12 protein-coding genes are annotated in these 14,691 nt (G+C 39.7%); 1 reads left to right on the top strand and 11 read right to left on the bottom strand.

The features are described 5' to 3' along the window. Positions 1 to 97: 97 nt before the first annotated feature. A complete protein-coding gene (locus OC25_RS15145; protein WP_082018611.1) occupies positions 98 to 622 on the top strand; it encodes a CAP domain-containing protein in 525 nt (174 codons plus the stop codon). An 84-nt stretch (positions 623 to 706) separates the two neighbouring features. Here OC25_RS15145 and OC25_RS15150 read toward each other — a convergent pair whose 3' ends face one another. The 11 genes from OC25_RS15150 to OC25_RS15200 form a co-directional block, all read right to left on the bottom strand. After that, positions 707 to 1,582 carry an ATP-grasp domain-containing protein gene (locus OC25_RS15150; RefSeq protein WP_039477589.1) on the bottom strand — a complete coding sequence of 292 codons (876 nt, stop codon included), beginning with the start codon at positions 1,580 to 1,582 and terminating at the stop codon, positions 707 to 709. Positions 1,583 to 1,671: 89 nt separating this feature from the next. Further along, entirely contained in the window at positions 1,672 to 2,739 is a 1,068-nt protein-coding gene (locus OC25_RS15155) for a PA0069 family radical SAM protein (RefSeq protein WP_039477590.1), read from the bottom strand. Positions 2,740 to 2,814: 75 nt separating this feature from the next. After that, the gene (locus OC25_RS15160) at positions 2,815 to 4,050 is read right to left on the bottom strand and encodes a carboxypeptidase-like regulatory domain-containing protein (protein WP_039477592.1); all 1,236 of its coding nucleotides are present in this window, start codon (positions 4,048 to 4,050) and stop codon (positions 2,815 to 2,817) included. An 83-nt stretch (positions 4,051 to 4,133) separates the two neighbouring features. Further along, positions 4,134 to 5,357, bottom strand: a complete 1,224-nt coding sequence (locus tag OC25_RS15165; RefSeq protein WP_039477593.1) for a carboxypeptidase-like regulatory domain-containing protein — start codon at positions 5,355 to 5,357, stop codon at positions 4,134 to 4,136. Between the two features lie 134 nt (positions 5,358 to 5,491). After that, entirely contained in the window at positions 5,492 to 7,144 is a 1,653-nt protein-coding gene (gene recN, locus OC25_RS15170) for a DNA repair protein RecN (RefSeq protein ID WP_039477596.1), read from the bottom strand. 107 nt (positions 7,145 to 7,251) lie between these two features. Continuing rightward, positions 7,252 to 9,300 (bottom strand): M56 family metallopeptidase, encoded by a 2,049-nt coding sequence (locus OC25_RS15175; protein WP_052266236.1) that lies wholly within the window; start codon positions 9,298 to 9,300, stop codon positions 7,252 to 7,254. Positions 9,301 to 9,394: 94 nt separating this feature from the next. Next, positions 9,395 to 9,766, bottom strand: coding sequence for a BlaI/MecI/CopY family transcriptional regulator (locus OC25_RS15180; RefSeq protein ID WP_039477597.1), 372 nt, complete (start codon positions 9,764 to 9,766; stop codon positions 9,395 to 9,397). A gap of 424 nt (positions 9,767 to 10,190) precedes the next feature. Then, positions 10,191 to 11,087 (bottom strand): type IX secretion system protein PorD, encoded by an 897-nt coding sequence (gene porD, locus OC25_RS15185; protein WP_039477598.1) that lies wholly within the window; start codon positions 11,085 to 11,087, stop codon positions 10,191 to 10,193. Continuing rightward, a complete protein-coding gene (gene coaBC / locus OC25_RS15190) occupies positions 11,084 to 12,280 on the bottom strand; it encodes a bifunctional phosphopantothenoylcysteine decarboxylase/phosphopantothenate--cysteine ligase CoaBC (RefSeq protein WP_039477600.1) in 1,197 nt (398 codons plus the stop codon). The genes porD and coaBC overlap by 4 nt, the downstream gene beginning before the upstream one ends. Before the next feature lie 78 nt (positions 12,281 to 12,358). Further along, complete coding sequence (locus OC25_RS15195; protein ID WP_039477601.1) at positions 12,359 to 12,685, bottom strand: DNA-directed RNA polymerase subunit omega; 327 nt, start codon at positions 12,683 to 12,685, stop codon at positions 12,359 to 12,361. 3 nt (positions 12,686 to 12,688) lie between these two features. Next, the gene (locus OC25_RS15200; protein WP_039477603.1) at positions 12,689 to 13,624 is read right to left on the bottom strand and encodes an outer membrane protein assembly factor BamD; all 936 of its coding nucleotides are present in this window, start codon (positions 13,622 to 13,624) and stop codon (positions 12,689 to 12,691) included. Positions 13,625 to 14,691 lie beyond the last annotated feature (1,067 nt).

Genomic DNA, 14,691 nt, shown 5'->3' on the forward strand with positions numbered 1-14,691 from the left:
ATACAGTTGTAGTTAGCTGTGTAAGGAGTATGAAAATGATTCCGGAATAGTTCTTTTTATAAAAAACATAGTATCTTTCGATGAACAAACTATAGTCATGAAATCTATCGTCCCCAAATTAATGTGCGTAGCGCTATGCTGTGCGTTTTTGTCTTGTAAAAAAGGAACCGATTCTACCTCGCCTGAGACCCCTACAACCTTAAAAATAGAAGCTTCTACTACTACAAATATCAATAACGATGTGCTTTTAAAGCTGGTTAACGATATCCGTTTGGCAGGATGCAATTGTGGCAGCACTAAAATGCCACCTGTAGCAGCCTTAACCTGGAATGCTAACCTGGCCTCAGCTGCGATTTATCAAAGTAAATACATGGCATCGATCAAAAGCATGGTACATACCTCTGCAAATGGCGAAACAGTTGGTACGAGGGTTACCGCATCAGGCTACAACTGGACAACTGTAGGGGAGAATATTGCTACCGGACAAACTACCGAGCTGCAGGTTTTTAATGATTGGATGGCAAGCGAAAGCCACTGCAAAAATATCATGACAGCATCTTTTAAAGAAATGGGCGCTGCCCGCGCCGATAACTACTGGACACAGGTTTTTGGTGCAAAATAAAATACGAGTATCATCGCGGTGAAGTCAGATATATAATTTATTGATTCAAACCAATTGTCAGGTAGCAATACCTGACAACACGGGCTATAGCAGCAGTTCTTTTAAAGCCTGATAATAGCGCTCATAATTTTGTGGATCCGTATTCAGGAATAAAAACGGTTCAATAAGTTCAAGTTCCATCAGTAAAAACTCGCCGTTTACAAAAGTACCATCAACCCGTGCATACAGGCAGTTTTTGGCAAATGAATCTATATATTGCTGTGCCGTGGCAATCTGCTCTTCGCCAGGGTTTTGCGGATGTACTGAGCCGCCGTGTGCGGGCTGAACCCTAAAATCGCCTGGTTTTGCCTGCTTAACCAAAGCATGACTGTATGCGCCGTTAAAGAAGATAAAAGACCATTCTCCATTTTCGAGGATCTCGGGTAAAAAAGGTTGCACAATAAAATCTTCTTCCTGCAGCAGGTTGTTTAGCTTCTGGTTTACTTCAGCCACATTATCAGCTGTAACCTTAAATGTATTTTTAGCACCGCCACTTACGGAGGGTTTTACAATCAGTTTATCTACTCCATATTTTCCGAAAAACTCGTTCAGATTAACACTTTCCTGTTTGCGGATGAAAGTACTGGGGGTGATTTTCAAGCCCGCTGCTTCAATTTCCTGCAGGTAAAGTTTATTGGAATTCCATTTTACAGTTTCAATTGGATTAAGTAGCCTAACCTTTAAATTTTCCAATTGATTAAGCCATTGATAAAAATCATTAATCAAATCGAAATAATCCCATGGCGATTTTAAAATAGCCAAATCATAGCTTTTCCAGTTCGCATTCGGATCGTTCCAAATCATTTTTTCAATGTTCAGGCCTTTCTCTTTTAAGAAATTCAAGAGCTTATCATCTTCGTTTTCAACAGTAGCACTATCATAAGCGCCTTTATCAAGGTAGGTTACCAATGCAATATTCATGGTGCTAAAACTAAGTTATATCCCAGTGGATTGCAAATCCACAATCCCTGCAGTCCGGAAAACATTTCCGGGCCAACACATATTATTGGTTAAAACAAACTGATCTGATCACTTGGGATTTTAAACAGGCTGTGGTCTAAAATAATATCCTTTACGTTTAGGCCATTTAAACGGCAATGCAGCCTGAAATTATCTCTTATCATTTGCGAAATGTTGCCATCTCCACGCATGCGGTCACCAAAGCGGCTGTCATTTACCTGGCCACCATGGCAGCTCTGGATCATGTGCCAGACTTTATCAAAACGGTCGGGGAAATTTTTGCGCAGCCAGTCTTCAAATATCTGTCCAATGGCTCCGTTTAGGCGTACAACGGTATAACCCGCTTTTATGGCACCGGCATTGGCAATGGCTTTTAATATTTTGGGGATTTCATGATCACTTAAACCGGGTACAAGCGGTGCTACCATCACGCCCATCGGGATGCCGGCTTTGCTCAATTCTTCAACTACTCTTAAACGTTGCTTAGCCGTTGCGGTACGCGGCTCCATCACCTGCCTCAAATCTTCATTTAAACTGTTAATAGAAACATAAACCATGCAAAGATTGAGCTTGGCCATTTCCTGTAAAATATCTTTATCCCGCAGGATTAACGAATTTTTGGTAATCATACCAATAGGCTGTTTATAAGCCAGGGCAATTTCGAGCAGCTGCCGGGTTAACTTAAATTTTCTTTCAGCAGGCTGGTAGCAATCAGTATTGCCCGAAAGGGAAATGGTAGTAGCGTCCCATCCTTTTTTCTCTAAAAATTTTTTAAATAGGGCAGGAGCATCCTGTTTCACAATAATTTTTCGCTCAAATTCAATACCTGCACTATAACCCCAGTATTGATGCGAATTACGGGCATAACAATAAGTGCAACCATGTTCGCAGCCTTGGTAAGGATTTAAGGAATAAGCCATGCCTACATCCGGACTATCAACCTTATTGACAATGGTTTTGGAATGCTCAAAAATAAACGAAGTTTTGCGGTCGCTTTCTTCCCAGTCATCTATCCCTTCGTCGTGTTCTTTTACGTAAACATCTTTCAAAAAGCGATTGTGCGGGTTAACCTGAGCGCCCCGGCCCTTAAAATACTGTTTTTCATCTCCACTAGTCATAGTATAAAATTACTAAAAATATTAGCAATTTTAAATTTTAGTGAATGCTACTTTTCCACAATAAACCTGGTGATTTTACTTTTTAGGGAGCGGAATATAATCCATCGGTACCATATCGGCTACTTTTTCGTAAGCCCAGTAACCTTCATAAAGCAGCGATCTGGAATCGTAAATGCCGCCATTTTCATAAAAGCGAACACCTTCGCCGGTTAAATTGGCAACAGAGATTTCATTTTCGGGTACATCTAAAGGCCTGAAAATCCAGAAACCGGTTTTAGAATAAGCCAGCGACTCTTTCTCTTTGGTGTATTGAATCAATAAGGCATCGGTATAACTCAAATATTTGAGGTTTTGGTTGTAGTAATGTACCAAAGTATCGGTAAGTACATCAGCCCGCGAAAATCTATCAATGGTACGCGGCATTTCTTTTTGCTTGGTCCAGAACGCGAGCAGGGCTGTATCTACTTTGCCTTTGGTTTGCCTGATCCCTGTTTTCTCAGGCACCGCTTTTATTTTCTCGAGATTAGTATTAATTACATATTCCGGATAACGGTTTGGATTAGGTACTTTGATCATTTTGTTGATGATAAAACCTTCCTCCTGGGCCTTGTTGGCATACAACGAACGGAAGAAATGTTGTGATGAGCCATAGTAGGCCACTTCTCGTGCTGCAATGTATTTCTTCTTTTTTGATGCTGATGCTTTGAGTTCTTCGAAAAATGGGTGACCAGAATAATAAATAATATGCGTGCGTGAGTTATATTCAAAACGATCGAGCATATATTTCAGGCGGTAGCCCAAAGCCTTATTTTCAACCACCAGAAACTCAGTTGTAGAAACGGTTAAGGTACTTTTAGTTATATCGAAATCAACATTTAAAACCTGAGGATTAAGAATTTTGCATTGCAGGGCATTGGGCGTTTTGCCGATAAAAAATTCTTTAAACTGGTTAATGTATTTTTGTCTGTTGGGATCGGCCCTAACGGTTACTTCATCCAGCTGGGCAACATTTTCTTTTAAAACCAGCTCAACCTGTACCGATTTATCAGATATGATTACGCTTTTAGAGTAGGGGAGATAGCCTACAATCTGAACCAGTAAATCGTAACTGCCCGGTTTTAGATTCGTTAGTTTGAAACGCCCATCGTTATCGGCCACAGTGGCAATTTTATATCCGCTTAAATAAATGCTTGCACCCGGTAAGCCATCTTTCTGATCGCGTACTATTCCACTGATGGAAAAGGTGTTTTGAGCAATAGCGTTAGCGCCCCAGATCAGGAAAATTAGCGACGCTAAAAGGCTTTTAATCATGGAGACGAATGTAACCAAAAGGCTTAATATTTATTAAAAAGCTAAAATATTTTTAACGATTTTAACACTTAGCTACGATTTTTTTACGGTTTTGGGGGTAAATAATCCATGGGTACGCTATCTGCAATTTTTTCCCAGGCCCAATAGCCTGAAAAAAGCATCGATCGTGGGTTGTATATGCCGCCGTTTTCGTAAAAATAAACCGGTGGTTGCTGTAAAGTAATGGTTGAGATCTGATGCCCAAAGTACTCGGGTGGCCTGCTGATCGAAAAACTAAGTCTGCCCGTAAATGCTGCATCCTCAGGTTCTTTGGTATAAACCACATAAAGTTTATCGGTAAAATTAATTTCCTGAATGGCCTGCTCGCTTGTCGGGCGGGCTAATGTATCCTGTAATACCGGAGCTTTGCTCAGTACCGAAACTTCTTTAGGCAGGTTTTTCTTCCTCATCCAGTAATTTAGCGAATCGCCAACGGTGAGGTGGATGTTACCCGTAAAAGTTTGTGCCTGTGTAAAACGCCTGATGCTGGCATTAATCAGGCTATCTTTAGGCCGGTTACTGTTGGGAACGCTTTTTAATTTGTTAATGATAAAGCCTTCTTCGGTAACTCTTTTATTGAATAATGATTTGAAAAAGTGCTGCGGAGAACCGAGATAGGCAGTTAAACGCATTTTATCCCAGGCTGCTTTTTTGCGTTTAGAACCTTTTAAATCTTCGTAAGTAGGAAAACCCTGATAATAAACAATATTGGTTTTGCGGCTATATTCGAAATTATTAATCAGGTATTTGATGCGGTAGCCCAGCGCTTTGTTTTCGATGATGAGAAACTGATTGCTTTTAACGGTCAGGAAAGCATTGTCCTGATCGTAATCGATAATAAGCACATTGGGGTTAATGAGTTTACACTGCGCAGCGTTAGGCGTGGTGCCGACAAAAAAATCTTTGAATAAGGCAATATAATAGGCCCTGTTAGGGTCAGGTTTGATGGTTACTTCATCAAGTTGGGTAACGCTTTCTTCCAGAACCAGATCAAGTTTTACATCTTTATCGGCAATAACCACATTTTTGTTCAGCGCTTTATAACCGATTAGCTGTACCAGGATATCGTAATTTCCGGGTTTTAAGCTTAGTTTATAAGCCCCGTTATTGTCAGAAGAGACGGCAATTTTATAACCACTTACATATACTCCAGCACCAGGTAGAGCTTCTCCACGCTTATCTTTCACCACACCGGTAAGGGTATAGTTTTGCGCGGGACATAGGGTACCGGCAATAACCAGAGAGAATAAGATTAATAATGATTTCATCGATTAAATATAAACTAATTATTTAGTTTTAATAATGCTTAATGAAAATTTTTTTGTGGTGTCAGCTATGATGCAGTATTGGGGCACTCAAAATTTCTATCTGTCAGATGGTAACATCTGACAGCACAAATACATTACGCCAACAATTCCTTTGCGTTTTCTACAGCCGATGCACCTGGGTTTTTACCGCTTAACATTTCGGCGATAATACCAATACGTTCCTCCTGCTTCAATTTACGAATTCCTGTGGTAGTTTTTCCACTATCCTCGTGTTTATGTACGAAATAATGCGATTCGCCTTTGGCAGCAATCTGCGGCAGGTGGGTAATCGAAATTACCTGCATGTTTTTGCCCAAACCGGCAATTACTTCACCAACTTTCAAGGCTGTTTCACCTGAGATACCGGTGTCAATCTCATCGAAAATAATGGTTGGGAGCGAAGTATGTTGAGCCAACAAAGCTTTAATGGCCAGCATTAAGCGCGATAATTCACCACCCGAAGCTACCTTACTTACCGGTGCAGGTGCCTGACCGGCATTGGCCGTAAATAATAAGTTAATTTCGTCTAAACCATCTTTATTCAGGTCGGCTACAACTTTCTGGTCTAAAAATAACCTGGCGTTAAGCATGCCTACTTTTTTCAGGGTAAGGCTGGTTTGTTCTTCAACCTGTTTGATCGCTTTTTTTCGATTGGTGCTTAACAGCGTGGCTTTTTTGTGTAGTTCTTGTTGCAGTTGAGCAATTTCTTTTTGAAGTTTTTCAATATGCTCATCAGAAGATAAAAGCTGATTCAGGTTATCTTCCAGTTGTTTTTGAAGAGCCAGAAGCTCGGTATTATTGGCTACACGGTGTTTCTGTTGCAGCGAGTAAAATAAATCGAGTCTTTGGTTTACGATTTCCAAACGATCGGCACTATGCAGGGTATTTTCTTCAATGGTTGCAATCTCGTCGGTAATATCTTTAATTTCTATAATCGACGAGCGCAGGCGTTCGTAAAGTACGTTAACAGCGGGATCGAATTTTTCTATCCCCTGCAGCTGTAACGATGCTTCTTTTAAAATTTGCAGTGCCGAAGGTTCGCTTTCGTTAATTAAACCCGAGGCAGTAAGCAATGCCCTTTTAATGGTTTCGGCATGTGTTAAGCGCTCCAGTTCCTGTTCCAGTTCTTCCTGTTCGCCTTCCTGTAATTTAGCTTGCTCCAGCTCGTTAAACAAAAATTGCTCGTAATCCTGTCTGTTTCTGGCTTCGCTTGCTTCGCTCACCAATTTTTTTAACAGGTTATTGTCTTGCTTCAGTTTTTTAAACCCGCTGCGGTAGTCGGCTAGAAGTACCTCATGGCTGGCCAGCGAATCAACAATCAATAACTGGAAATCGGTATCATTAATTTCCTGTGTGGCATGCTGCGAATGGATATCGATCAGTTTTTCGCCAATCTGTTTCAGTATCGATAAATTAACAGGGGTATCGTTTATAAACGAACGCGATTTTCCATCAATAGAAATTTCGCGGCGCAACAGACTTTCTTTGTAAAAGTCGAGGTCGTTTTCTTCAAAAAGCTCTTTCAGATTTTCGTCGGCCAGGTTAAAACTGCCTTCAATAACACATTTTTTATCCTGGTTAAAAAAGTACTTGCTTTCTGCCCGCTGACCGAGAATAAGCGATAATGCACCAAGTATGATGGATTTACCAGCACCAGTTTCACCTGTGATAATATTTAAGCCTTTATCGAATTCGATATCCAGGCTATCAATTAATGCGTAATTACGAATAGAAAGTTTTTGAAGCATAGCTTTGCGAAAATACTAAAAAGTTATTTCAACAGGTAGATGCAAAACAAAAACAGCGAAGAATATTCTCTTCGCTGCTCAAATTAATTTGTGTGGTTTAGCTTCTTTTATTTAACTACAATACTGATGTTATTATTATCCAACAGATTGATATTATCGGTTTTGATAAAAGTTTTTAAGGCCAGCTGATCAGCAACTTTAAAGTCTTTGTCTTTATAGGTTACCAGTGCGTTTTGTGCATTTAATGCTTTAACAGGGCTGGTAAAGTTTTTGTTGTTGTAAAGCATAACTGCCGGTACTACCTGGGTACCTTTGTTTCCACGCTCAACTTTTTCTTTTTTCTCAATCTTCTCTTGCAGCTCTTTTACCTCTTTATCAAATTTTTCTCTTAACTTTTTGTACTCTTCGGTTTGTCTTACCTTATTGTTGCTGTTATCTAATTTTAAAAAATAGGTATCTCTGAATTGATGGCCTAAAGAATCAGCACGGATAGCTGATAGTCTTGCTAAATCGCCATTTAATTTAATATTTTCAATCTGCGCCCTGAATTCAGGTGTATTTACTTTAGCTGCAATATCTTCTCCAAATTTTTTCCATTTGGCCTGCGCTTCTGGCGAGCTGAATTGTTTAGACATGTCTTCAGCCATTTTTTTCCATTTAGCCTGCGCTTCCGGCGAGTTCATTTTCTTTTGCATGTCCTCTCCGAATTTTTTCCATTTAGCTTGTGCTTCCGGCGAGTTGTATTGTTTGGCAATATCATCTCCAAACTTTTTCCATTTGGCTTGCGCTTCTGGTGAGTTATATTGTTTGGCTATGTCGTCTCCAAATTTTTTCCATTTAGCCTGTGCTTCAGGCGAATTAAACTCCCGATCAATTTTAACCCTGAATAATGAATCTTTAAATTTAAATCCGCTATCCATCTGGATCCTGAATGCGTTTTTACCTGCAAAAAGTTCATCCCTGTAAAAATCTTTGCGGATGCTATCTGGCATTTCCTTTACCGAATTGTATTCAGTTTTTTTGCCGTTTGCATCGATGGTTACAATTTTGATTTTGCGTTTCTTGGTGGTATCGGTGCAGGCAGTAGGATTAAAAGTTGGAGTTGAAGCAACAAACCTCACCATTTCCTGTTTGGTTGTTTTTTTAGTTTCTTTTTTCTTCTCTGTTGGATTGATCCAGGCTATAGAAAACAGGCAGGCTATACCAAGCGTTAGGGCTGCCATTTGTTGTTTGGCATTTAAATAATTCGTTTTCATGTTGGTTATTCTTTTAATACGTTGATATAAATTTTGGGTTTTGCCTGTTGCAGCCAGCGCATAAGCCGGACTGTTTTTGTCTTTAAGCAATTCGAGCTTAAGCAGGGCATGGGCATAGTTTAATGGTTTTCCGGTAATTTTAAGTACCAGGTCATCGCAGGCATGTTCGCGTTCGATGTGGATAAAACGGCCTGCCATCCAAACAAATGGATTGTAGAAAAGCAAGGTTTCTATGGCTGTTTTAATCAGGTTTAACAGAAAATCATTTCTCCTGATGTGCGATAGTTCGTGGATAAGGATGGCTTCTACCTGATCGTTATCCAATTGATTTACCAATGCCAGAGGAAACAATACTACCGGTTTTAAGTAACCAATAACTAAGGGTACATTAACAATTGCCGACAAGTGGAACTGAATGCTCTTTTTAATTTTAAGCTGCGTAGTTACCTGGCTGAAAATGGCTTTCCAGCTTTCAGGGATCGCACTTAAACTGTCTTTTTTCAGTTTTCCCAGTTGGTTGTAGCCTTTAATAATTACAAACAGCTGTAATAAGATACCAATAATGTAGAAAGCTACCACTACCGGGAAATACTGTTCGGCCTTGCTGCTAAAGCTGGGCGGCAGATTATTAAAGTATTGATAAACCTGAATATTTTGCGGGGTAATAGCAGGTGCCTGATTATTGGTACTCAGCATCATCTGACTGATAAAATTATAGCCAAAACCAATAAACATTAGAATAATGGCACTAAAGGCAAGGTTATGTTTGTGCTTTGCGGCCAGCTTAGGTAAACTAAGCATTACGATAAATAACACACCGTAAATAACAGCACTTTGCCACAAGGAGTTTAAAATGCTCCAGCCAAATGCTTTGATGAATTGTTGTAATAAAGTTTCCATAATGGTGGTTTTAATTTTTTAACGGGTTAAACCCGGGTAATCATTTCAAATTAGGGATCTAAACCCTACACCTTTCAACCCTCAACTTTTGGCCTTATTTAAGGCTGTCTAAATATTTTTTAATTTCATCAATCTCATCTGCACTTGCACTGTGGTTACCCAAAGCTTGCATTACCAGTCGTGCTGCCGATCCGTTAAATACATTATCGATCATTTTGTTAACCAATTGCTTTTCGGTTTTATCTCTGCTGGCCAATGCTTTATAAATGTGTGTTTTTTGGTTAGTATCTCTTTCTACCATTCCTTTTTCGTGCATAATCTGCATTAGCTTCAGGGTAGTGGTATAGCCAGAGTCTTTTTTGTTCAACGCCTCATGCACCTCTCTTACCGTTGCATTCCCCTTTTGCCAAAGCACCTGGAGGATTTCCATTTCGCCTTCTGTTGGTTTGATGTTGTTATTCGCCATATGTTACAGGTTGTACGAATTATTTCGTAATCAAATGTACGAAGATATTCGTAATATCAAAATGTTTTAACAAAAATTTAACTTATTGGTTAATTGCTTAAACTGATTAACCGGTTAACTGTAATCTGGAGTCCAATAAAGGGTTAATTGTTTGTTGGGTATAAGACGCAGGAGAGAAGAGAAAGTTGCATCTGGCGAAAAAGGTTAATCGTTTGAACTGGTTAATCGGTTAACTGTCTGCCACTTCAAAGTCTAAACTTGTTCAGTGGTTCATTAGTCATTAGTAACTGCAAACTGTATAAAGCGGTTAATTGTTTAAACTGGTTAATTGGTTAACCGTGAGATCTGTTCAGTAAAAGGTTAGTTAATGAATATGCTACCGAACAGTTAACCGATTTAAACAATTTACCAGTTAACCATTGAATTAGTTTTTCTTCAGGCCTTCATACTTACCAATATTTGCCGGATCGATTTCGGCCAGCATGTTGTAGGCTTTTAAACGTTCCTGTACATTAAGTTTGGCCAGTACATTGGTTACTTCTTCGGCTTTTGAGGCAAAATAAACATTCGGGAAAATGGAGCCCAATTTCTGTTTATCCATTTGTTGCAGGGCAGGTAGTGCAGCTACAATTTGGGTTAGGCCCTTATCGTTATCGGTTAGCTGATCTAATCCACTTAAATGGTAGCTGTAAATAAAGCTGCGCAGCTCGCTAAAAATCGGATTCAGTACATTCTCGTTAAACCAAAAACGGTTGCGTAAACCATCGGCGGCTTTCCAGCCCGTATTGCCCGAGGCCTGTGCCAGATTAATGATATTTTGCGCTTTTTTATAGAAAGGTGTGCCACCCATTTTGCTAAAACTATCTTTATCCATGCCAATAATGGTATAGGCATAGTAGGTGAGGAGTGCGCTGATATTCGAAATATAATTCTGGTCAGAAAAATCGATGGTAGAACCATCCAGGTAATTGAAATCGAAATTTTTGTCGCTCATGTTCAGCAAAGTGCTGTTGTACGAACTGTTAAAAACCGGTCGGCTGCTCTGAATCTGGGCTTCAGCTGTATAGCCGGATCCTCCATCCCAGGAGTTGATGGTGATTACGAAACTACATTCGATACGCTCCTGGGCTTTGTAGCTTTCGTTGCTGAATTTGTTGTTGTTTAAAAAATCGCGTATGGTTTTTTGAAGTGCATCGAGTGTTGGCCGGCTAATGTTCGACACCTGAGGCGCCAATACGGTTACACGCGCATTTAACTCCTGCGCCTGTAGTTTACCAAAGCCGGTTAACAATACCAATATCCAAAAAATCCTGTTTATCATTTTACAATTTTTAAAATAGCTGAGCAAATATCTTTGGCTACATCGGTTTTCGATTTCATTTCAAATACCGTACGTTCTAAAGCCCTGTTAAAAATAGTAATTTTATTGGTATCTGATTTAAAACCTGCACCCTTATCGTTTAAAGAATTTAAAATTACCAGATCGAGGTTTTTCTTTTCCAGCTTACCTTTAGCATAATTCTCTTCATCATTGGTTTCTAAAGCAAAACCAACCAAAATCTGGTTAGCCTTTTTCGCCTGACCCAAGTTTGCTAAAATGTCGACCGTTTTTTCGAGTTCGAGTACCAGATTGCTATCCTGTTTTTTGATTTTGTTTGTGGCAACGGTTTTCGGGCGATAATCGGCCACGGCAGCACACATCACGGTAATATCCGTTTCAGGGAAAACCGAGGAGCAAGCCTCAAACATTTGTTGTGCGCTTACCACATCTTTTCTGATAACATTCTGATCACATTTTTGAGCCGTTGGCCCGGCTATCAAAGTCACATCAGCTCCCAGTCTGGCCAATTCGTCTGCCAAAGCAAAACCCATTTTACCTGATGAGTGGTTGCCGATAAAACGTACCGGATCTATTGCCTCATAAGTAGGGCCAGCCGTTACCATTACCTTTTTACCATAAAGGGGCATCGATTTTTTAATGGCCTCGTCCAGAAACGAAATAATTTCTTCAGGTTCTGCCATTCGGCCTTCGCCATATAAACCACTGGCCAGCTCGCCGCTGCCGGGGGCTATTACGGTATTGCCGTAGCTGTTAATTTTTGCAATGTTAGCCTGTGTGCTTTCGTGTTTCCACATGTCTAAATCCATGGCCGGCGCAACATAAACAGGGCATTTTGCCGAAAGGTAAACAGCAGTAAGCAGATTGTCGCAAATGCCTGTAGCCAGTTTAGCCAGGGTATTGGCGCTAATGGGTGCAATAATGATGAGATCTGCCCATAAACCCAATTCTACGTGGTTGCTCCATACGCCTGTTTCTTCTTCGAAATATTGCGTATAAACCGGGTTTTTAGAAAGCGTAGCAAGGGTAAGTGGTGTAATGAAATTAGCACCATCAGGGGTAAGAATAACCTTTACGTTTGCACCAGCTTTTACAAGCAACCGAACCAAAAAAGCCGATTTATAAGCTGCGATGCTGCCGCAAACGCCAAGGATTATATTTTTATGTTTTAGCATAGCGTTTATGCATGAGGCATAGAGCATAGAGCGTAATGTTATAAAAAACGCTTTGCTCCAAACGCTATGCGCAATGCTTTATTTTTGTTCTTTAGCAGGGTTTCTGTGATAAATTTTATCGTTCAAAAATTCATCAATAGCAACTAAAACAGGCTTAGGCATACGCTCGTAGTGCTTGCTGATTTCAATTTGCTCGCGGTTTTCGAAAATTTCTTCCAAATTATCGTTGCTCGATGCAAATTCTGCTAATTTACCGTGTAACTCCTCTTTAACGTTGTTCGAAATCTGATTTGCCCTTTTAGCAATTACAACTAAAGATTCGTATAAGTTATCTGTAGTTCTATCTAAATCGTGTACGTTTCTGGTAACTGTAGTGTTTGGTACAGCAGGTTTGTTAGTATTCATGTATTACTTGTTTTTAATATCCGTTTTATTTGTAGCAGCAGCGGTATCTTTCAATTTACCAGCTCTGATCAGCATTTTTTTGTACTTTTCCTGTTCGCTGTTATACAGGGCAATTTCTTGTTTAGTAGCCAGAATGCCTGCTTCAACATCGTCTTTCAGTTGTTTGGCATCTTTGGTGTATTGGCTTTCAGGGTGGTTTTCAGTAAATTCGGTATATAAAGCAAGTGCTTCATTATAACGATCTTCCTGACGGTAAACCAAACTGTTTTTAGCGTATAAATATTGTGCTTTAATCATTAAGAAATCCATTTCTTCCGCATATTTAATATCCGGATAATCTCTTTGTGCATTTTTTAAAGCAATAACTGCAGCTCTGTAGTTATCAATATTACTAGGGCCCGTGGTTAAATACATTTTAGCATTTTCAAAAGCCTTATCTTCCAGTTTGCCCCTTAAAGTAGCAATATACTTACCTGCTGCCGCTGCACGGTCGCTGGTAGGGTATAAGTTAATAAAAAGCTGTAAAGCATCAATCGCTTTATAAGTATTTTCCTGGTCTAATGAGAAATTTGGCGATTCTAAATAGTAGCAATAAGCACCCATGTATCTCGCTTCTTCAGCATTTTTACTCGCTGGATAGGTATCTGCAAAGCTTTTAAACTGGTATCTGGCCGTAGTATAATCACTTAATCTGTATAAAGTGTATGCATAATAATAGTTCAGGTCTTCAGCTTCTGCACGGCCACGGTATTTCTGAGAAAGGTCTTCGAAAAGCACCAATGCCTTGCTGTAATCCCTTTTATTATACAAACGAAGCGCCTCCTGGTATTTTTTAGCTACGTCGTTACTCGCCCTCAATTTCTCGAAACGACTTTTACAACCCGCCACACCCAAAGCGGCAACAAATACTAAAATAATTAAGTGTTTAACTTTAAACATTCTGCAAAGATAATTAATAATACGATAACATCAATAAAAACAATTCGGCGCTAAGCTATGCAAAGCAATTCAGTACAAATATACAGTTAACAATTTTTAACATATACTATATAGATGGCATTAACCGTGTAGAGGGGCATTATTGGTAGTTTGTATAGTATCTATATATAATGTAGTTTATATATTATCAGCAAAGCAAGTTCCTGTGCTTCGTTGGTTTTGGTAGTCCCGCTATTCCTTCAAGTCCTCACTCGTACCTCGCTCCGGGCTTTACGTTCTATCACCTGCCTGCTGCAGGCAGGGGTTTAGGTGGCACAGCCGGTGCAAAACACCCCATCCAGTCGCAGAAAAATAAAAAACCCCTCTCAACCCTTAATTTCCTTAACTGCTTAATGGTGAAAAAACGGTTGGCCTGCGCCTAAAAATCCCCGTATAACAGCCCGAATCCCCAATTGTTTTATACCCATGAATATTATTTCTATCTGTAAACCATAGGGTTAGCGTAATCCTGTCCATAAAATAGCCGAAACCCTTTGCGTGGGTATTAATTTTTTCTACCTTTGCAACCCGCTCGGAAGGAGAGGGCAATAAACTGAAAAGCTGGCAATAGAGAAAGGGAAGCAGGATTTATTTTAAAATAAAGCTTGCAGATAGCGAAAATATTGTTACCTTTGCAGCCCGCTTCGGAAGGAACGGGAGGTTAACGAAAGTTAGCGTATTGAAATAGTGAAGAGAGGAAAAAAGAAGAACGAAAAAATAAAAATTATTTTATTTGGAAGTTAAAAAAAGATTCCTACCTTTGCACTCCCAACGATAAGGAAGGGTAAAAAAGCTGAAGCGGCGGATGTCGCAAAAGGCCAACAAAAAAGATTGAAACGGACGAAAACTGAAGGCTGGACAAAGAAGACCGGCTGAAACCAAACCCCGAAGATATATAAAGGCAACCGTGAGGTTATGAGCCGAATAAGTTCTTAAAAGAGATGTCAATGTAGCGAAAGCGGGTTTAATGAAGTACTGGTCGAAGTACATGATTAAGGAGCTTTATTTTAAAGGTGATGTCTAACAGA

It is taken from the genome of Pedobacter kyungheensis (genome assembly GCF_000812965.1).
In the GTDB taxonomy this organism is placed as follows: domain Bacteria; phylum Bacteroidota; class Bacteroidia; order Sphingobacteriales; family Sphingobacteriaceae; genus Pedobacter; species Pedobacter kyungheensis.

Excerpts from the sequence above, each read along its gene's own strand:
- recN (WP_039477596.1), bottom strand. The coding sequence starts at position 7,144 with ATGCTTCAAAAACTTTCTATTCGTAATTACGCATTAATTGATAGCCTG.
- OC25_RS15195 (WP_039477601.1), bottom strand. The coding sequence starts at position 12,685 with ATGAATACTAACAAACCTGCTGTACCAAACACTACAGTTACCAGAAAC.
- OC25_RS15165 (WP_039477593.1), bottom strand. The coding sequence starts at position 5,357 with ATGAAATCATTATTAATCTTATTCTCTCTGGTTATTGCCGGTACCCTA.
- OC25_RS15175 (WP_052266236.1), bottom strand. The coding sequence starts at position 9,300 with ATGGAAACTTTATTACAACAATTCATCAAAGCATTTGGCTGGAGCATT.
- OC25_RS15155 (WP_039477590.1), bottom strand. The coding sequence starts at position 2,739 with ATGACTAGTGGAGATGAAAAACAGTATTTTAAGGGCCGGGGCGCTCAG.
- OC25_RS15150 (WP_039477589.1), bottom strand. The coding sequence starts at position 1,582 with ATGAATATTGCATTGGTAACCTACCTTGATAAAGGCGCTTATGATAGT.
- OC25_RS15180 (WP_039477597.1), bottom strand. The coding sequence starts at position 9,766 with ATGGCGAATAACAACATCAAACCAACAGAAGGCGAAATGGAAATCCTC.
- OC25_RS15145 (WP_082018611.1), top strand. The coding sequence starts at position 98 with ATGAAATCTATCGTCCCCAAATTAATGTGCGTAGCGCTATGCTGTGCG.
- OC25_RS15160 (WP_039477592.1), bottom strand. The coding sequence starts at position 4,050 with ATGATTAAAAGCCTTTTAGCGTCGCTAATTTTCCTGATCTGGGGCGCT.
- porD (WP_039477598.1), bottom strand. The coding sequence starts at position 11,087 with ATGATAAACAGGATTTTTTGGATATTGGTATTGTTAACCGGCTTTGGT.
- coaBC (WP_039477600.1), bottom strand. The coding sequence starts at position 12,280 with ATGCTAAAACATAAAAATATAATCCTTGGCGTTTGCGGCAGCATCGCA.
- OC25_RS15200 (WP_039477603.1), bottom strand. The coding sequence starts at position 13,624 with ATGTTTAAAGTTAAACACTTAATTATTTTAGTATTTGTTGCCGCTTTG.